General features: G+C 41.1%; 19 protein-coding genes. 13 read left to right on the forward strand and 6 right to left on the reverse strand.

Annotated elements, in window-relative coordinates; translation table 11 throughout:
- Positions 1-309 precede the first annotated feature (309 nt).
- Positions 310-2,007: an AMP-binding protein gene (locus JMX82_RS02215; RefSeq protein WP_201539221.1), complete on the forward strand. Its 1,698-nt coding sequence runs from the start codon at positions 310-312 to the stop codon at positions 2,005-2,007.
- A gap of 629 nt (positions 2,008-2,636) precedes the next feature.
- A complete protein-coding gene (locus JMX82_RS02220; RefSeq protein WP_201539223.1) occupies positions 2,637-4,337 on the forward strand; it encodes an AMP-binding protein in 1,701 nt (566 codons plus the stop codon).
- Between the two features lie 126 nt (positions 4,338-4,463).
- On the opposite strand, the gene JMX82_RS02225 is transcribed toward JMX82_RS02220, so the two are convergent.
- The 5 genes from JMX82_RS02225 to sohB form a co-directional block, all read right to left on the reverse strand.
- The gene (locus JMX82_RS02225; RefSeq protein ID WP_227676261.1) at positions 4,464-5,333 is read right to left on the reverse strand and encodes an SDR family oxidoreductase; all 870 of its coding nucleotides are present in this window, start codon (positions 5,331-5,333) and stop codon (positions 4,464-4,466) included.
- Between the two features lie 237 nt (positions 5,334-5,570).
- Positions 5,571-6,329, reverse strand: coding sequence for a histidine phosphatase family protein (locus JMX82_RS02230; protein WP_201539226.1), 759 nt, complete (start codon positions 6,327-6,329; stop codon positions 5,571-5,573).
- A 239-nt stretch (positions 6,330-6,568) separates the two neighbouring features.
- A complete protein-coding gene (locus JMX82_RS02235; protein WP_201539235.1) occupies positions 6,569-7,846 on the reverse strand; it encodes a phosphotransferase family protein in 1,278 nt (425 codons plus the stop codon).
- 153 nt (positions 7,847-7,999) lie between these two features.
- Entirely contained in the window at positions 8,000-9,250 is a 1,251-nt protein-coding gene (locus JMX82_RS02240) for an acyl-CoA dehydrogenase family protein (RefSeq protein WP_201539354.1), read from the reverse strand.
- A 245-nt stretch (positions 9,251-9,495) separates the two neighbouring features.
- Positions 9,496-10,476, reverse strand: a complete 981-nt coding sequence (gene sohB / locus JMX82_RS02245) for a protease SohB (RefSeq protein ID WP_201539238.1) — start codon at positions 10,474-10,476, stop codon at positions 9,496-9,498.
- Between the two features lie 368 nt (positions 10,477-10,844).
- Between sohB and aspS the strand changes: the two genes are divergently transcribed.
- The 11 genes from aspS to JMX82_RS02300 all read left to right on the forward strand — a co-directional run bounded on the left by aspS (position 10,845) and on the right by JMX82_RS02300 (position 22,238).
- Positions 10,845-12,671, forward strand: a complete 1,827-nt coding sequence (gene aspS, locus JMX82_RS02250) for an aspartate--tRNA ligase (protein ID WP_109591409.1) — start codon at positions 10,845-10,847, stop codon at positions 12,669-12,671.
- Positions 12,672-12,738: 67 nt separating this feature from the next.
- Positions 12,739-13,695 (forward strand): lysophospholipid acyltransferase family protein, encoded by a 957-nt coding sequence (locus JMX82_RS02255; RefSeq protein WP_201539240.1) that lies wholly within the window; start codon positions 12,739-12,741, stop codon positions 13,693-13,695.
- A 383-nt stretch (positions 13,696-14,078) separates the two neighbouring features.
- A complete protein-coding gene (locus JMX82_RS02260; RefSeq protein WP_413786753.1) occupies positions 14,079-14,795 on the forward strand; it encodes a glycosyltransferase in 717 nt (238 codons plus the stop codon).
- A 16-nt stretch (positions 14,796-14,811) separates the two neighbouring features.
- Positions 14,812-15,813, forward strand: a complete 1,002-nt coding sequence (locus JMX82_RS02265; protein WP_201539243.1) for a Stealth CR1 domain-containing protein — start codon at positions 14,812-14,814, stop codon at positions 15,811-15,813.
- 41 nt (positions 15,814-15,854) lie between these two features.
- Positions 15,855-17,021, forward strand: coding sequence for a nucleotide sugar dehydrogenase (locus tag JMX82_RS02270; protein WP_201539246.1), 1,167 nt, complete (start codon positions 15,855-15,857; stop codon positions 17,019-17,021).
- On the forward strand, positions 17,021-18,043 hold the full coding sequence (locus tag JMX82_RS02275) for an NAD-dependent epimerase (RefSeq protein WP_201539249.1): 1,023 nt from the start codon (positions 17,021-17,023) through the stop codon (positions 18,041-18,043). Before JMX82_RS02270 ends, JMX82_RS02275 begins: the two co-directional genes overlap by 1 nt.
- A gap of 45 nt (positions 18,044-18,088) precedes the next feature.
- Positions 18,089-18,853 (forward strand): glycosyltransferase family 25 protein, encoded by a 765-nt coding sequence (locus JMX82_RS02280; RefSeq protein WP_201539257.1) that lies wholly within the window; start codon positions 18,089-18,091, stop codon positions 18,851-18,853.
- Positions 18,854-18,863: 10 nt separating this feature from the next.
- The gene (locus JMX82_RS02285) at positions 18,864-19,631 is read left to right on the forward strand and encodes a glycosyltransferase family 25 protein (RefSeq protein WP_201539260.1); all 768 of its coding nucleotides are present in this window, start codon (positions 18,864-18,866) and stop codon (positions 19,629-19,631) included.
- A 54-nt stretch (positions 19,632-19,685) separates the two neighbouring features.
- Positions 19,686-20,540: a glycosyltransferase gene (locus JMX82_RS02290; protein ID WP_201539263.1), complete on the forward strand. Its 855-nt coding sequence runs from the start codon at positions 19,686-19,688 to the stop codon at positions 20,538-20,540.
- Complete coding sequence (locus JMX82_RS02295; RefSeq protein WP_201539266.1) at positions 20,476-21,501, forward strand: capsular polysaccharide synthesis protein; 1,026 nt, start codon at positions 20,476-20,478, stop codon at positions 21,499-21,501. Before JMX82_RS02290 ends, JMX82_RS02295 begins: the two co-directional genes overlap by 65 nt.
- Before the next feature lie 104 nt (positions 21,502-21,605).
- Positions 21,606-22,238, forward strand: coding sequence for a YrbL family protein (locus tag JMX82_RS02300; RefSeq protein ID WP_201539269.1), 633 nt, complete (start codon positions 21,606-21,608; stop codon positions 22,236-22,238).
- A 130-nt stretch (positions 22,239-22,368) separates the two neighbouring features.
- On the opposite strand, the gene JMX82_RS02305 is transcribed toward JMX82_RS02300, so the two are convergent.
- Positions 22,369-23,298, reverse strand: coding sequence for a branched-chain amino acid transaminase (locus JMX82_RS02305; protein ID WP_055124135.1), 930 nt, complete (start codon positions 23,296-23,298; stop codon positions 22,369-22,371).
- Positions 23,299-23,376: the final 78 nt, after the last annotated feature.

Consider the following 23,376-nt stretch of genomic DNA (forward strand, 5'->3'; position numbering starts at 1 on the left):
TGCTACTGTATTGCTTAAATGTATCGTTATTTTCTGATACCTTAGTGTTAGATAACAGGTAGAGCTTATTTAAGAGCAAAAATGCTTTTACAATTAAGCGATCTGTTCGTTCAATTGACGTCATTATCCTTTAATAATGATTAAGTCGTTTTGTACTATAATAATAAAACCTAGCAGCCAGTCAATAGATAAGGATATTATCACGCTCAGCGGCAAACGGTTTACGTCAGCGCTGATGTGTTTTATTGACACGGATATGACTGCTTTACGAGAGAATTCACCCTATTTTAAACTTCAAGGACGCTGACTATGACGCCGAATAAACCTTGGCTTGCCCATTATCCTAATGGTGTACCAAAAACTATCAACCCCGATAGATATAGCAGCATCATGGAGCTGTACGAAGAATGCTTTGAGCGCTTTCGTCTGCACCCTATGAGTATCTGTATGGGCGTGACCCATACCTACGATGATGTTGATAAAGCTTCGATTGCCGTTGCTGCATGGTTGCAGGCGCAGGGGCTGCCTCAAGGCAGTGTGGTTGCACTCATGATGCCAAACGTGCCGCAATATCTGCCAACGATGATTGGTATTTTGCGAGCGGGTTATGTGTGTACCCCAGTTAACCCACTTTACACTGGTCGTGAATTACGCCATCAATTAAATGATTCTGGCGCTCAGGTTATTTTTGTGGTTGATAACTTTGCTCAAGCGCTCGAACAAGTCATTGATGAGACCAATATTAAGCGTATTGTCCTATCAAAAATGGGCGATATGATGGGCTTAAAAGGTATCTTAGTGAATACCATCATTCGTCAGGTCAAACGCTTAGTGCCTAAGTACAAGTTAAATGACCCTAAACACGAAGTGACCAAGTTTCCTGATGTGCTGAAGAAAGGCAAAAGCCTGCCGTTCCACAAACCAAAAATGCAATTAGATCAAAAAGCATTTTTACAGTATACAGGTGGCACAACAGGACTATCTAAAGGGGCCATCTTAACGCAGCGTAATATCGTCGCCGCGGCGATGCAATCAGAAGCATGGACCAAACCGATTACGTCAGAGATTAATGAGGTCTATATCAATATGGTGATGGCGCTACCGCTCTATCATATTTTTGCCTTTATGCTCAGTCTACTCGGCATGCGCTCAGGCTACACTTTTATCTTGATACCTAATCCACGTGATATACCAGGATTTATTAAAACGCTGTCAAAACAGCCTTTCCATATATTGCCAGCGGTGAATACCTTGTTTAAAGGCTTACTTGATCATCCAAACTTTAAAGAGTTAGACTTTAGCTCATTACGTATCTCACAAGCAGGTGGTATGGCAGCAACTGAGCAGACAGCTGCTCGCTGGTTAGAAGTCACTGGTTGCGCCATGATTGAAGGTTGGGGTATGACAGAAGGGGTCGCTGTAGGTACCGCTAACGTCATCACTGATCGCAAGTTCAACGGTACGATTGGTGTCCCTGTTCCTAGTGTCGATGTCATTGTCATCGATGATGAAGGCAAGCGCGTTGGTGTCAACGAAGCTGGTGAGATGTGTGTAAAAGGTCCTAACGTAACCTCAGGTTATCTTAACAGAGACAGTAGTGATGACTTTACGGCAGATGGCTACTTTCGCACTGGCGATATCGTCAGCATGGATGAAAAAGGATACTTTAGATTATTAGACCGTAAAAAAGACATGATTTTGGTTTCAGGCTTTAATGTCTTCCCAAATGAGGTTGAATCAGTGATGCTAGATTGTGATGGTATTATTGATTGTGCGGTGATCGGCATTCCCGATGAGCATCAAGGTGAAGCAGTCAAAATTTATATCGTTCCTGCCGATAACAATGTCACCAAGGACGTCATTAAAGAATTTGCATTGGACAATATGACTGGCTATAAATGCCCGCGTCATATCGAATTTGTCAGTGAGTTGCCAAAGAGTAATGTGGGTAAAGTATTACGTCAAAAACTGCGTGAAAAGCATATGTCGGACAACCCACAATTGTAAATAAAGAAATCATTATCAAAAGCGTTTTACATCATATGTAGAGCGCTTTTTTTATGTGAATCTATAATTCTTATACAGAAAATAATTGCTTTGTAACTACAATGTTAACGCTTTCACGTAATAATTTTTTTACAAAACAGATGATTGGTATATTGATTCACAAATTTCCAAGGAAAATACCGTTCGCACCTTGTTGCTAACCGCTTATCCTCTATGCTGTTACAACATATATTTTTTGCTTTATCAAACTTAATTATAAACTATCAAGTTCTTGTATAAAAATAACAATATCAATTGTAGTTATGTTAATGTGTTGCCAAAATAAGTCACGCTATTTTTTATTAGTGTGAGTCGATAGTCGTTCAATTCAGATCAGTTTATGAGCAAGTGGTGCTTTCTTAGTAAGGATAATAGTAACCAGCTGTTTACTGTATTTAGAGCACTGCTTTTTATAGCGAAATGAGCTTGTAGTTAAATAATTTATATAGAGGTCACCGTATTTTAGCAGTCTGTGGATCGATAGCACGCGACAATCCATTGCTCTCAAGGCGATGATTTATATTGTTGACAAGGATGTGACTACTCTTTTATATAACCTTAACGTATCACAACATTTAAGGACGCTAAGTATGACAGTAGATAAGCCTTGGCTGGCGCAATATCCAGAAAACGTACCCAAGACCATTAATCCTGATCAATATGAGAGCCTCATAGAGCTGTATGAGGAATGTTTCAATCGTTTTCGTATGCATCCTATGACTATTTGTATGGGGGTCACTCATACTTATGGTGATGTGGATAAAGCCTCACTTGCCGTTGCCGCATGGTTACAAGCGCAAGGCATTCCTAAAGGCAGTGTGGTCGCACTCATGATGCCAAACGTGCCGCAATATCTGCCAACGATGATTGGTATTTTGCGAGCGGGTTATGTGTGTACCCCAGTTAACCCACTATATACCGGTCGTGAATTACGCCATCAATTAAATGATTCTGGCGCTCAGGTTATTTTTGTGGTTGATAACTTTGCTCAAGCACTTGAACAAGTCATTGAAGAAACCGACATCAAGCGTATTGTCCTCTCGAAAATGGGCGATATGATGGGGCTAAAGGGTATTTTGGTCAATACGGTTATCCGTCAGGTCAAACGCTTAGTGCCTAAATATAACCTGAATGACCCTAAATACGATGTGACCAAGTTTCCTGATGTGCTGAAGAAAGGCAAAAACTTGCCTATCCAAGCACCAAAAACCACACTGCAACAAAAAGCAATTTTGCAATATACCGGTGGAACGACTGGTTTGTCGAAAGGCGCTGTTTTGACTCAGCGTAACGTTGTCGCCGCTGCGATGCAGTCAGAAGCTTGGTACCGCCCTATCACCTCAGATATTAATGAGGTCTATATCAATATGGTGATGGCGTTACCGCTTTATCATATTTTTGCCTTTATGCTGACCCTGTTAGGCATGCGCTCAGGTTACACCTTTATCTTGATTCCTAACCCACGCGATATGCCGGGCTTTGTTAAAACGCTATCAAAACAGCCGTTCCATATATTGCCAGCAGTGAATACTTTGTTTAAAGGCTTACTTGACCAACCAACCTTTAAAGACTTGGACTTTAGCTCGCTACGCATCTCACAAGCAGGTGGTATGGCAGCAACTGAACAAACAGCGGCTCGCTGGTTAGAAGTCACTGGTTGCCCGATGGTCGAAGGTTGGGGGATGACTGAAGGGGTTGCAGCTGGTACCGCTAACGTCATCACTGATCGCAAGTTTAACGGTACGATTGGTATACCAGTCCCTAGCGTAGATATTATTGTCGTTGATGATGAAGGTAATCGTGTCGGCTTACATCAAGCTGGCGAGATGTGTATTAAAGGCCCAAACATTACCTCAGGCTATTTTAATAAAGACAATAGCAATGACTTTACTAGCGATGGTTACTTCCGTACTGGCGATATCATCAGTATGGATGAACAGGGCTATATCACTTTACTTGATCGCAAAAAAGATATGATTTTGGTTTCAGGCTTTAACGTCTTCCCAAATGAAATCGAGTCAGTCATGCTAGATTATAAAGGCATCATTGATTGCGCAGTGATCGGTATTCCTGATGAGCACCAAGGCGAAGCAGTCAAAATTTATATCGTTCCTGCCGATAACAATGTCACCAAGGACGTCATTAAAGAATTTGCATTGGACAATATGACTGGCTATAAATGCCCGCGTCATATCGAATTTGTCAGTGAGTTGCCAAAGAGTAATGTGGGTAAAATATTGCGTCAAAAGCTACGTGAAAAGCATATGTCGGATAATCCCCAAACCCTGTAGTGCATAGATTTTAGATTTTTAAAAAGAAGACAATAAAAAACCCTCAGCATTAAGGTTGAGGGTTTTTTATTGTCTTCTTTTTGACTTCATTGCTGTTGATACCAAAGCAATGAAGTCAAATAGTTATTAATTGACTTTATTGACCACTTGCAATGGTAAATGCTTCATTGCTTGACCGACAATAGACCACGGTAGACTTGGTACACAAGCTTCATCGACTCCAGCTTCAATCGCTGCAACGATGGATTTGGTGCCCGTATCTGCATCCACTTCAAACGGTAGTGGTTTGGCATTTTCATTAATTTCAGTACGGATATAACCCGGATAAATGGTCGAGACTTTAATGGGCAATTTGGTTAATAACATATCAGCACGAATGCCTTCTGCCAGATGAGCCAGACCCGCCTTACTTGCGCCATAAGCGGTCAAATGCTTAGGCAGTCCACGCATTGCTGACATGCTTGATATCACCACCAGATGACCGCTGTTTTGTGTGCGGAAAATATTCATCGCCGCTTCACATTGCGCGAGCGCAGAGACAAAGTTAATCTCAACGGTGCGGCGGTTGGTATCGAATCGCCCTTTACCAATACGGCGACTATCCCCGACGCCCGCATTGACCACCACACGATCGATATGACCAAAGTCAGTTGCGAACGCATCAAATACATCGAATATGGCATCATAGTCGCTGACATCTAATGCTCGATATTCAACACGAATATCAGGATACGCTGCCACTAACTCTGATTGTAGACTTTCTAGACGGTCGGTACGACGCGCGCAAATCGCCAAATTATAGCCAAGCTTAGCAAACAATCTTGCCATGCCTTCGCCCAGTCCTGAGCTGGCACCCGTGATTAATACTGTTTTACCACGACCAATCTGCTGCTTATTTAAACCTTTTAGGTATCGTGCGGGCTGAATTGCGCTAAATAGCTGATTTTTACTTTGTTTGGCGCTTTTGGTGACTAAATTGATCAATTTATTTTGCATAGAACGTCCTGTTTACATCCATATTATATGAAGTTGACAGTCTATAATATCGCAAATTGATAAGTGCGGCTTGTCTGTCATAAAAATACACAAAAAGTACTCAACAATTATCATAGCCGATTTTAATAACATAAAAATCGGCTACGTGTTTAGAGTGATCATTTTATCCTGATGTTAATCACGACTTAGTCATTGCTTAATTATGACCTTGATGTCTTACCACCATCACATGCTATGTTATCGCCACGTCACGAAGCGTTTACCATCAGCAAATAAGTGACTGTATTCATTTAAAGACAATAGCCGTGTACTCTGCGCTTTTAAAGTAATAGACGTCACGCCCGTATTAACCAAGCTTTTATTAATTTGATACGCAGTTTGACTGCCTTGTTGTAATAACTGCGCGGTAATAGCCGCAATAATGCCGCCCGAAGTAAATACCAGCACCGTACTATCACACTCTAAATTCAGATTAGCCACTTGCAAACGCACTTGCTCAAGCGCTTGTTTTGCCCGCTCATTAAATTGTGACCAGCTCTCAATATAATCACTGTCATTGTCACCTGCATGCCAGCGCTGCATCGCAGAATCAAACAACTCCGCTAAACGCATAGATGGCGCTTCTGCTTGCGCAATTTCAGCCGCAATAGCACCTTTACTCATGAAAGCAGAATTAGACTTTATAAACACGTCTTTATGATTAAATTCATCAAATTGTGGCAGTACATAGCTATCCGGCGCACTTATATCGATCGCAGGCTTACTAGAGATATTGCTATCGCTATCAACAAATGACTGATAACGCTGCCAAAAATGATGTGCAGAGTCTTGCTGCCTAACCAAACTACCAGTAAAAATCGCATCAATTCGACGCTGAGTCGTCGCGTAATGCTGACCTAGCATCTGCGCTTGCTTGCCACCCAGCTCTGACAGTTGATCGTAATTCTCTTGTCCAAATGACGCTTGACCATGACGGGCCAAAAGTATGGTTGTCATAAAATATTGCCTTATTAATCGCACTCTTATAATTTTTAAACGTATTAGGGCGTGTCCTCATTTTAAAATGATGAAAAAAATGAGATAAATTGCCGCCAAACAAGGAAAATAGCGCAAATAATATCGAGATATTCATAAGCTATTTGACGCAGTTTGGCAAAATCCAGCCATTTTTAGCCCATTTAGAGAATGCTCTATTGAATTGAGGACATGCCCTAGATTTTCAATTTTTAACCTACTTACTCTTCAGCTTTAGGTGCGCTTTGTCCAAAATAGCTTTTTGGTAAGATACCTTTGATAACAGCCTGCATAGGACTTGGCAACTGCTCAATCATCGCAGCATCAACACCCATATCCTGTAGATGCGGCTGTACTCGGCTAGTAAATAAAATCTCACCTTCATATTGAGCAATCAACTTCAGACATTTGGCATGTAATACGTGTACAATAATCCAGAAATTTTTAAAGGCTGGATTGGTCGTTTGTTTATGATAGTAGCGATAATAAATCTGCTGAACGATACCCGCTAGACGGAATAACCCAAACACTTCATAAAACGTCCAGTTGTCTATCTCTAGACCTGTCTGCTCAAGATAATAAGCAACCACCTCATCGCGAGTCATCATGCCTTTTAAATGGGTGGGCTGACGGCGTGACTGCTGCATAATGATGTTGTCATCTTCTTCAATCCAATACGCCAATGCGCTGCCCAAATCCATCAAAGGATCGCCCAAGGTCGCCATTTCCCAGTCGAGTACGCCGATCACCTTGGTCGGACCTGCTGCATCCAAAATCACATTATCAAAGCGCCAATCGTTATGAATGAGACAAGTCTTACTGTCAGCAGGCGTATGCTTACCGAGCCATTGACGTACTAAGGCAAAACTTGGGACGTTGGGCGTTTTGGCTTTGACATAACGCTTGTCCCAGCCAGTTACTTGACGCTCGCAATAACCTTCACCGCGTCCAAGATTGACCAAATCAGGATGCGCTTTATAATCGACTTGATGCAATTCAATCAAAGCATCAATAACATTGGTACATAATGCACGCGTTTGCTCTTCATTTAAATCGATACCTTTTGGCAAATTGGCACGAGGAATGATACCTTCCATACGCTCCATGACATAAAAGTCAGCACCGATGACGGACTCATCCGTACATAGCGCGACCATTTTAGGTACATAAGGATAAGCATCTTTTAAGGATTTTTGAACCGTATATTCGCGCACCATGTCGTGTGCTGATTTTGCTTTGGTGCCTTTTGGTGGACGGCGTAAAATTAAGTCTTGGCTTTTACCTTCGCCTTCATATTGCAAACGATAGGTCCAGTTTGATGCGCCACCTGAAAATTGAGTAACGGTAGGTTCGCCTTTTATATCCACACCCTGATCACGTAGCCATGAGCTGACCGCTTTGGCATCAAGCTCTTCGCCCTCACGAACCTCGCCGCCTTTATCTAAGATTTTATTAGCTACTTCTTTAATGGTAGTTTTGCTTTGATTAGCAGTTGCCATATGACATTCCTTATCGTGTGCTCAATTATGTTTTATCAGTGAGTATAGGGCTGAAAATTCACTATTAACGGTGTAATAGTGAATTTCAATGAGAAATCAATTCAAGCAAATGCTCATTTAAACCAGTTTCTATACGATTATTGCAAATGAAAATTAGGCTTTCACAGGCTTTGAGGAACGGCTAAAACCCTGACGCTTTAATTCTAATTTAGCAATCATCGTTTTATGCACTTCATCAGGACCATCAGCTAAGCGCAGCGCTCGTGCTTGCGCAAAGAAAGCAGGCAACATCGTATCTTGGCAAACGCCCATGCCACCATGAATCTGAATCGCCATATCGACCACTTCTTGTAGCACGGTTGGTGCAACCACTTTAATAGCAGAGATTTCAGTCAATGCTGCTTTTGTGCCTTGCGCATCCATTTTTTGCGCTGCATATAGTGTCAATAAACGCGCTTGGTCAATCTTAATACGCGCCTCAGCGATACGCTCAAAATTACCACCCAGTTGTAATAATGGCTTACCAAAAGCGGTACGTTCCATACCGCGCTTAACAGCCAGCTCTAGCGACTTTTCGGCAGCGCCAATACAGCGCATGCAATGGTGAATACGACCTGGTCCTAGGCGACCTTGCGCAATCTCAAAGCCCATACCTGCACCACCGATAAAGTGACTGACGGGCACACGTACATTATCAAAGCTGACTTCACCATGGCCGTGCGGCGCATCATAATCGCCAAAGACTTTGAGCATACGCTCGATGTTGACACCCGCTGTCTTTGCTGGGACCAATACCATCGAATGTTGATGATGACGGTCTTTATTCTCATCAGGCGTGTACGCCATCACAATCAAAATATCGACCGCAGGGTCGCCAAGACCCGATGACCACCATTTACTGCCATTGATAATAATCTCATCGCCATCAACCACAGCTGTCGCTTGCATATTGGTCGCATCACTGGAGGCGACATCAGGCTCAGTCATACAAAATACCGAACGCGTTCTACCTTCTAAGATTGGCGTTAGCCATTTGTCTTGCTGCTCCTCAGAACCATAGCGCCATAAAAGCTCCATATTGCCGCTATCAGGGGCATTACAGTTAAATACATAAGGCGCTAATAAACTGCGACCAGTGAGCTCGGCAATCGGTGCATAATCGGTCACCGACAGCCCTGCCCCTAGCGTGTCATCTGGCAAAAATAAATTCCATAGACCGGCTTCGCGTGCTTGTTTACGCAAACTCTCGTATTTTTCTGGCCATTGCCAATTTTTCCAATTGCCGTCTGGGTTTTGCGCATGACAATCCGCCCAAAACTGTGCTTCTATCGGCTCAATATGGGTTTCGATAAATGCTTTGACTTTGGCATGCATGGCTTGACCATGTTCGGTGGCGGTAAACATCAATGTGTTTTCAGACATAGCTGGCATCCTTTTCCTTGCTGATGGTTAATGATTTTCATCACGTTCACATAAAGCTTTTATAAAAAGCCCAATGCTAATTTTATAGTGTACGTGCGTATACTCTGTTCTGTATGCCACATTTATAACACAGCATTTATGAATAAACAGCAAAAAGGCGCGACCCGCTAGGACACGCCTTTTACAAAATACAAACAATGCATTTATTTAAAGTGAAAAATTGAAAACTACTTTAGGATATTTAAACGGCTATTAAAATCAAAACGTGCCAATACATCTGGCAGCTTGTCAATCGCCATATTCACGGTGGCTTCTGCCGCTTGTGACAATCCCAACTTTTCGGCCAGCGTTGGCTTTTGACGTGAATGCAGCGCATAGACTTCATTGTCTTCCATACGCTCTAAAATATAGCTGTCTGAGGTTTGCAGACTGTCAATTAAATTCAGTTTTAGCGCATCTTCACCATACCAATGCTCGCCTGTTGCGACTTTCGCAACATCTAATGCTGGACGATAGGTGTTCACGAAATGTTTGAACAATTCGTGCGTTTGCTCCAGCTCTTCTTGGTATTTGGCACGGTCGTCAGCGTCATTTTCACCAAACATAGTGACAGTACGTTTATAGTCACCAGCGGTAAACATCTCATAATCGACGTCATGATTTTTTAGCCATTTATGAAAGTTTGGCAACTGTGATACCACACCGATTGAGCCAATAATAGCAAATGGCGCAGCCACTACATTATCCGCCACACAAGCCATCATATAACCACCACTGGCCGCGACTTTATCGACACAGACTGTTAGTTTTAAACCAGCCTCTTTTAGACGTGCCAATTGCGCTGCTGCCAAACCATAACCATGAACCAACCCGCCGCCTGATTCAAGACGTACCACGACTTCATCGCCTTTATTTGCGCTGCTGATTAATGTGCTGATTTCTTCGCGTAAATGCTTGACTGCCGTGGCTTTGATATCACCATCAAAGTCGAGAACGAAAACTTGTGATTTATTATCACTGTTTTTTTTCTTATTTTTGCTTTTTGCCTTCAATGCTTGCTTGGCTTTTTTAGCCATTACTTTTTTGAATTGCTTAAGCGCGGCTTTACCTTGAGTTGCCTCCATTAAGTCTTCACGGCGTTGTTCTTGGCTTTTATTTAGATGAACAACTTGTAGCTCAACAGGGTTCTTAGCAGGGTGAAAAAGCATAAGTAGCATTCCTTACATGATTAGAATAATTTTAATAAGATTTTATAAGTGAGCCTGATATGTGCACAGTGGCTCATATTTTCAAGCAATATGACAATATTTAACCCAATGCAAATGTTACTGAATAAATACGCCCATTACTGATACTTTCCTACGCTTTGATTGGACGCCACTGGTTGTATAACAAGGGCAGATTAGGCATAATATGCGTTTACACCAAATTTTCTGTAGCCAACGTGATGACCATTTGTCTTAATCGCGGTGTTTGTGCGTTTTTAGCGGATAGCTTGAATCGTACAGCAATGGCTGCATTATTGTATTTCGAATTGGGCTGACAACTGGATAATTATATTATGACGCAAAGCACTATGACGCATAGCGAATATCGAGACGAATATTGCGGAGCCGTAACCGAAAGCTTCATCGATCAAACCATCAGTATCGTAGGCTGGGTACATCGTCGTCGCGATCACGGTGGGGTGATTTTTTTAGACATGCGTGACCGCGCTGGTATCTTGCAGGTCGTCGTTGACCCTGATACGCCAGAAGCCTTTGCAACTGCTGATGCGGTACGTCCTGAATATGTGCTAAAAATCACTGGTCGCGTACGTCAACGCTACGCGGGTACTGAAAATAATAATATGACCAGTGGTCAGATTGAGCTGTTGGGCAAAGAAATTGAAGTATTGGCAAAATCTGAAACACCGCCTTTCCCACTAAATGATGAAAAAACCACGGTATCAGAAGACTTGCGTTTAAAATATCGCTATCTTGATATGCGCCGTCCGCAAATGCAAGAGCGTATGGTTTTCCGTGCTAAAGCCACGTCAGCCATTCGTCGTTACTTAGATGACCATGGTTTCTTAGACGTTGAGACCCCTATCTTGACTCGTGCAACGCCAGAAGGCGCGCGTGATTATCTTGTGCCATCACGCACACGCCCAGGTAACTTTTTCGCCTTGCCACAATCACCACAGTTATTCAAACAGTTGCTGATGGTGTCAGGTTTTGATCGTTATTATCAAATCGCTAAATGTTTCCGTGACGAAGACTTACGTGCTGACCGTCAGCCTGAATTTACCCAAGTGGATATTGAGACTTCTTTCTTAAATGAAGAAGAAATCATGAACATCAACGAAGGTTTGATTAAGCATTTATTCAAAACCATGATGGATGTTGAGTTTGAGCAATTCCCACGCATGACTTACGCTGAAGCAATGCGTGACTATGCCTCAGACAAGCCTGACTTACGTATTCCATTAAAACTCATCGACGTTGCTGATTTAATGAAAGACGTTGATTTTAAAGTATTTGCCGGTCCTGCTAACGATCCTAAAGGTCGTGTTGCTGCGCTACGCATCCCTGGTGGCGCGTCATTAAGCCGTAAGCAAATCGATGCTTATACCAAATTCGTTAGCATTTATGGTGCACGTGGTTTGGCGTATATCAAAGTCAACGATGCGAGCAATATCAACAATGGCGTTGACCAAGAATCTGGTCTTCAGTCTCCTATCATCAAAAATATGACCGATGACGTATTGGTCAGCTTGATTGAGCGTACTGGTGCAGAAAGCAACGATATTATTTTCTTTGGTGCGGATAAAGCCAGTGTCGTCAATGACGCAATCGGCGCACTACGTCAAAAAATTGGTCTAGACCTTGAGATGACTACTTGTCAGTGGGCGCCACTTTGGGTCACTGATTTCCCAATGTTTGAGCAAACGGACGATGGTCGTTGGACGTCAATGCATCACCCGTTTACTAAACCTAAAGGTTCTGTTGATGAATTGAAAAACAACCCAGAATCTGCCCTTTCTATCGCTTATGATATGGTATTGAACGGTACAGAAGTTGGCGGTGGTAGCTTACGTATCAATACCTTTGATATGCAGCAAGCGGTACTTGATGCTTTAGGTATCGGCGAGCAAGAAGCTCAAGACAAGTTTGGCTTCTTACTTGACGCCCTAAAATTCGGTGCGCCTCCACATGGTGGCTTGGCCTTTGGTTTGGATCGTCTGATTATGCTCATGGTAGGCGCAGACTCTATCCGTGATGTTATCGCTTTCCCAAAAACCAAAACTGCTGAGTGCCCATTAACCCAAGCACCTGCTGAAGTCGATAGCAAGCAGCTACGTGATCTTGGTATCCGTGTGCGCGAAAAAGCACAGGCTGATACCAACAAACCTGCGCAATAAATGGTCTAACGATGTTCGGATATTTTTTTCAGTACTTATTACGTGATTCATCACTGTGTGAATGGTTATGAATCCGTATCATATTTTTAAAATCGTGCCATTGTCTGTCTTGCAGATACTGGCACGTTTTGTTGCGTGGGTAATTATCAAGATACCCAGTGTAAGTATCATGCGTACAGTCAGTATCAATATGGCGTTAATTGCGCCTAAGCTGACTGATGTGCAAAAACAAGTATTAACCAAAGAGATTATTTATCACCAGTGTTTGACCAGTATTGAATCGATCAAAAGCTGGGCCATGCCACCTGAGTGGAGTATCGCTCAGATTCGCGACGTTCATGATAAAGACATTTTATTAGAAGGACTTGCGAGTGCCAACGGCATGCTCGCTATCGTGCCGCATCTCGGTACATGGGAGATGATGAACGCTTGGCTCAATCAATTTGGTTCCCCAACCATTATGTACAAACCTGTTAAAGGTGACATCACCAACAACTTTGTGCTACAAGGGCGTTCAAGGCTTAATGCAACCTTAGTGCCAACCGATGGTAGCGGTGTCAAGGCCATATTTAAAACACTCAAACAAGGTGGCTTTAGTATCGTCTTACCCGATCATGTTCCCGACCCTTCGGGCGGCGTGGTTGTGCCCTTTTTTGGTATTAAAACGCTAACCAGTACGCTTGCTTCTAAACTTGCTAGTAAAACCAGATGTGCGTTGGTCGGCTTATCTTGTATTCGCCGTGACGATGGTCGTGGATTTGACATCTATTGTTATAAGCTAGATGATCCAGCACTTTATGATCGTCATGCCGAGACCGCCGCTTATGCACTTAACCAAGCCATGCAACAGATGATTGAAGAAAAATGCAGTCACTATATGTGGGGCTATCGACGTTTCAAACACATTCCCACATTAGGGAATCCTTACAACGTTGATGAAGAAACTTTAGCCAAATTCATTCTTGACAACAAGCGGGCTGATCAAAACGTTCATGATACAACCACACGCGCCGGCAATGAATAATGAACAATGACCTTACAATTAGCCAAACGTTTAGAGATATCGTGAATCCTAGCTGTGATAGTATTGGCTGACTTTTGTACCTTTAAACGTTACTAAGGCGTGTTCTCATTTCAATCGATCGTCCTATAAATGGATTAAAGATGGCTAAATTTTGCCAAACAGCGTCAAATAGTCAGTCAATAGCTCAATATTGTCTGCGCTATTTTTTCATTTGACGGCAATTTATCTCATTTTTATCACCATGTTAAAAATGAGAACACGCCTTAAATATTTTTTATTTATATTAATATGAGTGCATTATGGCAACTGACGTAACCAATACCTCATCGACAGACCACACGCATGCACGCAGCAGCACTGCTGAGCAGCGTTATGTTATCTGTATGAAATGGGGTGACAAATACGGCGCTGAGTACGTCAACCGTCTTTATAATATGGTCAGTCGCCATTTGACCTTAGACTTCCAAATGATCTGCCTCACTGATGATAGCAGCGGTATCGACCCTGCTGTGACTTGCCATCCTATTCCAGAGATGGATTTGCCTGCTGGACCTGAGCGTGGTTGGAAAAAACTCACGACTTTCAAACCTGAACTATATGGTCTTAAAGGTGTGGCTTTATTTTTAGATATCGATATTGTTATTGTTGATAACATAGATGCCTTTTTTACCTATCAAGCTCAGCACAAAGACAGCGTGGTGATTATCCGTGATTGGAAAAAACCGTGGCGAATGATTGGTAATAGCTCTGTTTATCGTTTCAATATTGGCATGAACACCTACCCTGATTTACTCGCAAACTTTGAGCGTAACTTTGCCACCATTCGTACCCAAGTGCGCCATGAGCAGGCTTATCTGTCTAACTATTTACGTGAGCATCATCATTTAGAGTATTGGAATAAAACGTGGTGTGTAAGCTTCAAGTACCAATGCATCGCCCCTATTCCCTTTAACTTTGTGCGTGCGCCTACTCTGCCGGATGGCGCAAAGATTGTCATCTTTCACGGTGAGATTAATCCGCCAGATGCCATCAATGGTAGCGGCGGCAAGTGGTATCGTCATGTTAAGCCAAGCCCTTGGCTAAAAGATTATTGGCGATAAACCCATAGGAAATACCATGAAAGCAGATGATGAAAAGCAAATAGATATTGTGATTGCTTGGGTAGATGGTGATGAGCCACTGCTTAAGCAAAAAAGAGCGCGTTATCAGAAAACAACCAGCGCGGCATCTGATGCTATCAGCTCAACACGTTTCGCCAGTAACGATGAAATATATTACAATATTGCTTCCATCATAAAATACGTACCTTTCTGTCGACATATCTATATCGTCACCGACCAGCAGCAACCAGCACTGATTGAAGCATTTTCTGAACAAAATATTTGTGCAAAAGACAAAATACGTATCATCGATCATAAAGACCTCTTTGCGGGCTATGAGCAGTTTTTGCCTACTTTTAACACACGATCTATTGAAAGCATGCTATGGAATATCTCAGGCCTGTCTGATTATTTCATATACATGAATGATGATTTTTTCTTCAACCAACCTGCTGTTATTACAGATTTTTTAGATGACGACACTATTATCATTCATGGTCATTGGCGAAAAAACACCCTTCTACAAGCCAAACTCCAATATCGAAAATCTCTACAAAAATTATCAGGCAAAAAAGTTCAACCCAAACATACAATTGCCCAAATGCTCAGCGCTAAAATCTTGGGGATGAATCAGTTTTTTGAAGTGCACCACTACCCCCATATTGTCGATAAGAATATTTTAAAAAACTATCTTTTGCATAACCCTCAGCTATTGATTGAGCAAATTCAATATAAATTTAGAGATGTGGCTCAGGTAAATCCCATTACCTTAATGAATCACTTAAAGATTCAACAAGGAAAAGCTTGTCTAAAGCCGCCCTTAGCGATCAACTATCTAAAAAATGAAAATGGTGTTGAGGATTTTTTAGCAGGTTTGCAAAAACAATCTATCAAATATGGCTGCATACAAAGCTTAGACTTGCTGGACTCTGACTCCCATAGCAATATTACCGAGGCGATGATTCAGAAGTTTTCACAGCATCTGCCATCATCGTTATTGCTAAATCTCACTAAATAGAATCAATCTTATAATAATAAAAATATAACCTTGGAATTTTTATGAAAATAACAGTAGTAGGTACAGGCTATGTCGGCTTATCCAATGCTATGTTACTTGCCCAGCACAATAAAGTAATCGCTGTCGATGTCATAGCAGAAAGAGTCGAGATGTTGAATGCCAAACAATCTCCTATTGAAGATCCAGATATTGAAGATTTTTTACTCAACAAACCCGTCGATTTCACAGCCACTTTAGATGCCAAAGCAGCTTACAAAGACGCAGACTTTGTTATTGTTGCTACCCCTACGGATTACGACTCAAAGACCAACTATTTTAATACCCAAAGTGTTGAAAGCGTCATTGAAGAGGTGCTGAGTGTTAATAAAAATGCGCTAATCGTTATAAAATCAACAGTGCCCGTCGGCTATACCAATGACATTAGAAAACGATTTTTGACAGATAACATCATTTTTTCACCTGAATTTTTACGTGAAGGCAAAGCGCTATATGACAATCTTTACCCTTCGAGAATTATCGTCGGTGAGCAGTCGGAACGTGCGAGACAATTTGCAGATTTGCTCTTGGAAGGTGCAATAAAGAAAGACGTTCCTCAGCTATTTACTGAATCTACTGAAGCGGAAGCTATTAAATTATTTTCCAATACCTATCTAGCAATGCGTGTTGCCTATTTTAATGAGCTGGATACGTATGCCCAGACTTTTGGGTTAGATACCAAGCAAATTATTGAAGGCGTAGGATTAGACCCGCGTATCGGCAATCATTACAACAATCCATCGTTTGGCTATGGTGGCTATTGCTTGCCTAAAGACACCAAACAGCTATTGGCAAATTATGATGACGTCCCGAGCAACCTTATCAGAGCCATCGTTGATTCTAATAGCACTCGTAAAGATTTTATTGCTGATAAAATCATTGAAAAACAACCAAAGGTCGTCGGTATCCATCGACTAGTCATGAAAAGCGGTTCGGACAATTTCAGAGCGTCTGCTATTCAAGGCATTATGAAGCGTATCAAAGCAAAAGGTATCGAAGTGGTTGTCTATGAACCCGTGTTAAAAGAAGAGGAATTTTTTAACTCAAAAGTCATTAAGGATTTGGACGCATTCAAAGCCATGAGCGATATTATCGTGGCGAACCGCTTATCTGCAGACATCCAAGATGTGTCGCATAAAGTGTTTACTAGAGATTTATTTGGGAGCGATTAATGAAAATTTTAGTGACTGGTGCTGCAGGTTTTATTGGCTTTCATTTAATTAAAGCATTGCTGGGCAAAGATTGCTTTATTGTCGGTATTGACAACCTAAACTCGTATTATGAGGTCGCATTAAAAAAAGACCGTCTCAAAATCCTAAACGAACAATCAAACGAAGATACTTTTAGTTTTATCACCTTAGATCTAGCTGATCGCGAAGCCATGGCCAGTTTGTTTACTGAACATGGCTTTGATATCGTGATTAATCTCGGCGCACAAGCGGGCGTGCGCTATTCTATCGAAAAGCCACATGAATACATTGACTCCAATGTAGTAGGATTTCTGAACGTGCTTGAAGGCTGTCGACAGACTCAGGTAAAACATTTGGTATACGCCAGCTCTAGCTCTGTATACGGTATGAATATCAAGCAGCCTTTTAGCACTGGAGATCGTGTAGATTATCCCATTAGCTTATATGCTGCGACCAAAAAATCTAACGAATTAATGGCACATACTTATAGTCATTTATACAATATCCCCACGACAGGGTTACGCTTTTTTACGGTCTATGGCCCTTATGGTCGCCCTGATATGGCCTACTTTTCATTCACCAAAAAAATACTGGTAGGCGAGCAGATAGATGTCTATAACAATGGTGAGATGCAACGTGATTTCACCTACATTGATGATATTGTCGAAGGCATCACTCGTATTATTGATAAAATTCCAGAACCACAACAATCTTTTGCGACCACAGCGATAGCGCCTTACCAAATCTATAATATCGGTAATAACCAACCCGTAACGCTGCGCCGCTTTATTACCGCAATTGAAAGTGCATGCGGTAAAAAAGCAAAAGAAAACTTGTTGCCCATGCAGCCAGGTGACGTCCCAGCGACTTATGCCGACATAGACGAGCTAACAGCCGACATTGGCTTTAGACCCGAAACCAGTATCGAAGATGGCATCTTGAAATTTGTAAATTGGTACAGAGCCTATTATCTAGAAGAACCAACAGAATCACAGCAAGCATAAAACTCGATAAGTCGTAGAATAGATATAGCAAGGAAGAGTCAACCTATGAAGACATTGACATATTTGATTAATTTAGATGGAAGCGATACGCGTCTAGAGAGCGCAACTCAGCAGTTAGAGCAGATAGACTGGCCATTTGAAAGGATACCTGCCTATGATGGTCGCGGCAAAGAGCTGTCTGATTTTGTAGATTATGATGATTTTCAAGCCAGAAAAAATCTAGGACGTGGCTTATTAAGCTCCGAAATCGGCTGCTATCTAAGTCATTACAACTGCGCTGAACAATTTTTGCAGACGGATGCTGACTTTTTGGTTGTACTAGAAGATGATATGACCTTGTCTACCAGCTTCAAGACAATCGTCAATGAAACCCTAGCGTTTTTATATGCTCATCCAACGTTGGACTGGTACTTGATAAATCTTGCAGCAAAAAAGAAAAAGCTTGCTCGGGATATCGTTAGCTTCGATAAACATACATTATGGCACGCCTATTATTTCCCTATTCGTGGTCTTGGCCTCATTTGGTCACGTAAGGGTGCTGAAGCATTTATAGCAGCCGCCAAACCCATCTCTATGCCCGTTGATATATTCTTCCAACAATGGCTGAGTGACAATGGGAAAGGTTTGGGGGTTTGGCCTGCATTGGTAAAGCCCTTGGGACTTGACAGCGATATCTTAGGAACCGAGGCTTCGCAAAACATAAAACGCAAAGACAAAGAAAATCGAGACTTGTCCTATAATATAAAAAAACAGAAAAGAATGTGGCAAAATAAAACCACAGCTGTTGCCAACTTATACCTAAATAAGTAGTTTATATTTTATGAAGAATATCGTAATAAGTTTAGAATCTGCGGCAGAGCGCAGAAAGCATATACACGAAGAGTTTGGCAAACATAAAGTAGATTTTGAGTTCTTTGATGCGTTAACTCCAGATTTGGCTCATGCTTATGCTCAAAATTTGCCCATTAATTTAGAAAACATCGCTTTGACTGGTGGCGAATTGGCATGTTTTATGAGTCATGCTTCCGTTTGGCAACAAATGATTGATCAAAATATACCGTATTTAGCCATTTTTGAAGACGATATATATTTAGGTGAAGATGCAGAAACGCTATTAACCACCACGAGTTGGATAAAACCTGACTGGCATATTATTAAAACAGAAGCCTTTTCCGAAAAAGTTTTTTTGTCCTCCAACTCCTCTGAGATTGTCTCAAGTAGGCGGCGCATTGCCCAATTAAAGGGGAAAAATTTAGGTACCGCCGGTTATATTTTGTCGTTACGCGGTGCGCAAGTATATTTGGACTATATCTCAAAAAACAAACTGCGACCGCTTGATGAGTTAATGTTTGACGATTTTATCAAACATGACGCTGAACCCGTCTATCAAATGACCCCTGCTCTATGCATTCAAGAAATGCTGTTAAATAAAGGCAATCCCTCGCTTCCAAGCGCCCTAATTACAGATCGTCAAGGTCGTATGAAGTCAGAGAAAAAACCTGCTATGTTTAAAGCGAAGCGCGAAATTAACAGGGTTGCGATCAAACTTAAGAAATCCATATTTGCGACAGAAGTAGTTTTTAAATAGTATTTTTTATCGTTAAATATTTTATTATGATAATAATTTTGGAATGGGAAAGTAATGACGGAAGATAACAAACCATCTGTAGCCATATTATATATTGCCACTGGTCGATATACCGTTTTTTGGGATTACTTCTATTGCTCTGCTGAAAAACACTTACTTCCCAATAGTAACAAACACTATGTTTTATTTACTGATAACCTAGCATTAATCAGCAGGCAGACTGACTATCCGAATGTCACAATGATCAAACAGGAGGCTTTAGGATGGCCTTATAGCACATTGATGCGCTTTAAATTCTTTTTAGGGGCAAAGTCTATTATTGAAAAATATGACTTCATATTCTACTTTAATGCCAATACAGAGTTTCTTTCTGATATCACTGAAGATGAGTTGTTGCCTCTCGATCACCATGAGGAGCTGAGTCTTGGCGTTCAGCCTCATATGTTTCATCTCAATAAACGTGCCTACACTTATGATCGTAACCCTCAATCACAAGCATATATTCCCTATCATAAAGGAAAATATTATTTCACAGGTGCGTTGAATGGTGGGAAATCTCATGCATATTTACAGATGTGCGAAAATCTCAACCAAAACACAGAATTAAATTTAAAAAATAACGTTATTGCACTATGGCATGATGAAAGTCAATTGAACAAATTTGCATTAGATCGTACAGACATTAAAGTTCTACCACCCTATTTCACACGTGGAGAGCACGAATACTGGAAAAAAAGCTCAAAAATAATGTTTTCGGATAAAACACATTATCGATTTGGCGGACATGCTTATTTAAGAGCTGAAACAAATGACAAAATTACAAAATCTGACTGGGAACAGAAAAATGGCAAACGTCGAAGAAAGCTCAACACTCGATTCAAGCAATATATCGCCTCACTTTTTTTCTGATAGTGAGAGCCATAAACAGCTTAAAAAGAAAAAGAAAAAGCCTTATCGTTATCTATATAACTTAATCACCCCACACAGCAAACGCAAAGCGTTCGAAAAAGAGGCCAATCTTGAGCAACAAAACCAAGTAGCCACGTGTTGGACATCTTTTATTGAGCTATATTACAGTGACAAGCTAGAATATTTTTCATTACAGCCAAAAAAAGAATTTTATGATGAAAAAATAATTTGGCAGTATTGGGGTCAAGGCATTAATGAAAATCAGTTGCCTGCAGCAGTTAAATTATATTTCAAATCGATAGACAAACACTGTCCAGACTATAAAATAATCCGGCTAGATGACAGTAATATTCATGAATATCTAGATATACCTAAATTTGTTTGGGATAAAAAAACATTCTCAGGATTTAAACCAGCATTTTTTGCAGATTTATTACGCTTAGCATTACTTGATGTTTATGGCGGCGTTTGGTTAGATGCAACTATCTATCTCACCGAACCTTTGCCTAATATGTTAAAGGATAATGGTTTTTTTATGTACCAGCGCACCACAGACGCACATAATAAACAACAATGGCATAAATTTAATAGCTACTATTTTAACTGGGATAGTAAGCACAAGGTAAACTTGCTGAATAGCGTTATCTTTTCTCACAAAAAAAATCCGGTCATTCATACGTGTTTGGATTTAATGTTAAACTTTTGGAAAACGCAAGAATATATTCCTCATTATTTTTTCTTCCAAATCTTATTTGACACGCTCATTAAGGGCAAACTTGCACAGTATCAATGCCCTATCATCGATGATACTAAACCTCATTTACTAGTTGCTACTTTGCATAACCCTTATGCTGAAGCCGATTATCAAAACATAGTCTCACAAGCTGGTATCCATAAAATGTCTTATGTTAAACAAGTCAGACCTGATTCGTACTATGAATACTTATTAAAAAACACTTAAATACAGCTTTATTACTAATGCGGACTGTCACTATAATATAAATTACCTTTTTCTTTTGCTTAGACTATTCATTGAATTTTTTATATGACTAACTGAGATGTATTATGATTTTAATTCAAAATCTAAAAAGAATAGATGCAGGCACTCAGAAGTATATATATGAGCACCCATCTGATACTGATAAGATTATCAAAATAATGAAGCCTGAGCATGCGACATATAATGGTGGTAGAAAGGGTCAGCATTACTTGCGCGGTCATCATTCTCAGGGCATATACAAACAGTTTCGCAGAGAGATATTGCAATATTTACAGCTTTGTAAGAACAACTATGGTCAGCAACGATTTACGTTTCCAATGGAAACCGTATATGGCTTTATCGCAACGGATAAAGGGTTGGGCCTAGTGACGGAAAAGGTCATAGACCCTAGCGGCTCAACCATGACACTTTACGAGCTTTCTAATACCAATCTTTTTAATGACACACATGCACAGGCGTTAAATAAGTTTTTTGATGAGTGTTGTGAATTGCATGTGGTATTGGGTGAAGTTAATATTGCTGGCATTATGTATACCGAGCACAGACAAGGTATTCCTGAGTTTGTATTGGTTGATGGCATTGGTGAAAAATTATTCATTCCTTTTAGGGCAATGAGCAAAACGATTAATAGCCATAATGTTCGAAAGATTGAAAAAAAAATAAAATCCAAAATTAGCTATTATTCTACTAAGCATTAGAATTATGACCATGATAGTTATCAATGTGATCTTTATTTATTCGCAACCAATTTATAAATACAGCAGAAGACCCAAGACAACTACGTTGTTTTGGGTCTTCTATTAAAGTCTACTATCTCATGAATTAGTCTTAATCAATAAAACTTAACCAATCCATATACTGCTCATTGCGACCATGCACCACATCAAAGTATAAGGTTTGTAGCTGCTCAGTCAAAGGTCCACGTCCACCATTACCGATAGTACGATCATCATATTCACGGATAGGCGTCACTTCAGCCGCCGTACCCGTCATGAATATCTCATCTGCCAAATAAAACTCATCACGAGTGATACGGCGCTCAACGACTTTGATACCTAGATCATCGGCAAATTGAATAATAGTACGACGCGTGATTCCGTCAAGTGCACCGCCCGCTAAATCTGGCGTATGCAGCACACCGTCTTTGACTAAGAATAAGTTTTCGCCAGCACCTTGGCAGACGTAACCCTGCGGATCCATCAAGATAGCTTCGTCATAGCCATTACGAGTGACTTCTTGGTTTGCCATGATGGACACTGGATAGTTGCTCGAGGCTTTTGCCTTACACATGGTCACATTGGTCATATGATGAGTAAATGACGAGGTTTTTACACGGATACCGTTTTTGATACCCTCTTCACCCAGATAAGCGCCCCAATGCCAAGCAGCAACCATTGCATTGATGCTGTTATCACGTGACGATAAACCAAGCTTTTCAGCACCGACCCAAATGAGCGGACGAATATAGGCTTCTGCCAAGTTGTTTTGTTTGACCACATCTTTGTGCGCTTGCTCCAGAGTCGCTGCATCAAACGGTACATTCATTTGAAAGATTTTTGCAGAGCCTAACAGACGCTCGGTATGCTCTTTTAGGCGAAAAATAGCCGTACGATTATCCGCAGTTTGGTACGCGCGCACACCTTCAAACACCGCCATGCCATAATGCAAGCTATGCGTCAGCACATGGACTTTGGCATCTGGCTGCTCAATCATTGTGCCATTCATCCAAAGCTTACCATCTTGTGTTGCCATATTCATTTTATAATCCTTATGTTAGCACTAACGGCTATTTTTTTAGGTATAGTCGACGCACGTATAAATGCTTCGACTAGAGGT

This window comes from Psychrobacter sp. 1044, from assembly GCF_904846525.1.
In the GTDB taxonomy this organism is placed as follows: domain Bacteria; phylum Pseudomonadota; class Gammaproteobacteria; order Pseudomonadales; family Moraxellaceae; genus Psychrobacter.

Bases quoted from the DNA above. Each gene is read 5' to 3' on its own strand.
- JMX82_RS02215 (WP_201539221.1), top strand. From the start codon at position 310: ATGACGCCGAATAAACCTTGGCTTGCCCATTATCCTAATGGTGTACCA.
- JMX82_RS02220 (WP_201539223.1), top strand. From the start codon at position 2,637: ATGACAGTAGATAAGCCTTGGCTGGCGCAATATCCAGAAAACGTACCC.
- JMX82_RS02225 (WP_227676261.1), bottom strand. From the start codon at position 5,333: ATGCAAAATAAATTGATCAATTTAGTCACCAAAAGCGCCAAACAAAGT.
- JMX82_RS02230 (WP_201539226.1), bottom strand. From the start codon at position 6,329: ATGACAACCATACTTTTGGCCCGTCATGGTCAAGCGTCATTTGGACAA.
- JMX82_RS02235 (WP_201539235.1), bottom strand. From the start codon at position 7,846: ATGGCAACTGCTAATCAAAGCAAAACTACCATTAAAGAAGTAGCTAAT.
- JMX82_RS02240 (WP_201539354.1), bottom strand. From the start codon at position 9,250: ATGTTTACCGCCACCGAACATGGTCAAGCCATGCATGCCAAAGTCAAA.
- sohB (WP_201539238.1), bottom strand. From the start codon at position 10,476: ATGCTTTTTCACCCTGCTAAGAACCCTGTTGAGCTACAAGTTGTTCAT.
- aspS (WP_109591409.1), top strand. From the start codon at position 10,845: ATGACGCATAGCGAATATCGAGACGAATATTGCGGAGCCGTAACCGAA.
- JMX82_RS02255 (WP_201539240.1), top strand. From the start codon at position 12,739: ATGAATCCGTATCATATTTTTAAAATCGTGCCATTGTCTGTCTTGCAG.
- JMX82_RS02260 (WP_413786753.1), top strand. From the start codon at position 14,079: ATGAAATGGGGTGACAAATACGGCGCTGAGTACGTCAACCGTCTTTAT.
- JMX82_RS02265 (WP_201539243.1), top strand. From the start codon at position 14,812: ATGAAAGCAGATGATGAAAAGCAAATAGATATTGTGATTGCTTGGGTA.
- JMX82_RS02270 (WP_201539246.1), top strand. From the start codon at position 15,855: ATGAAAATAACAGTAGTAGGTACAGGCTATGTCGGCTTATCCAATGCT.
- JMX82_RS02275 (WP_201539249.1), top strand. From the start codon at position 17,021: ATGAAAATTTTAGTGACTGGTGCTGCAGGTTTTATTGGCTTTCATTTA.
- JMX82_RS02280 (WP_201539257.1), top strand. From the start codon at position 18,089: ATGAAGACATTGACATATTTGATTAATTTAGATGGAAGCGATACGCGT.
- JMX82_RS02285 (WP_201539260.1), top strand. From the start codon at position 18,864: ATGAAGAATATCGTAATAAGTTTAGAATCTGCGGCAGAGCGCAGAAAG.
- JMX82_RS02290 (WP_201539263.1), top strand. From the start codon at position 19,686: ATGACGGAAGATAACAAACCATCTGTAGCCATATTATATATTGCCACT.
- JMX82_RS02295 (WP_201539266.1), top strand. From the start codon at position 20,476: ATGGCAAACGTCGAAGAAAGCTCAACACTCGATTCAAGCAATATATCG.
- JMX82_RS02300 (WP_201539269.1), top strand. From the start codon at position 21,606: ATGATTTTAATTCAAAATCTAAAAAGAATAGATGCAGGCACTCAGAAG.
- JMX82_RS02305 (WP_055124135.1), bottom strand. From the start codon at position 23,298: ATGAATATGGCAACACAAGATGGTAAGCTTTGGATGAATGGCACAATG.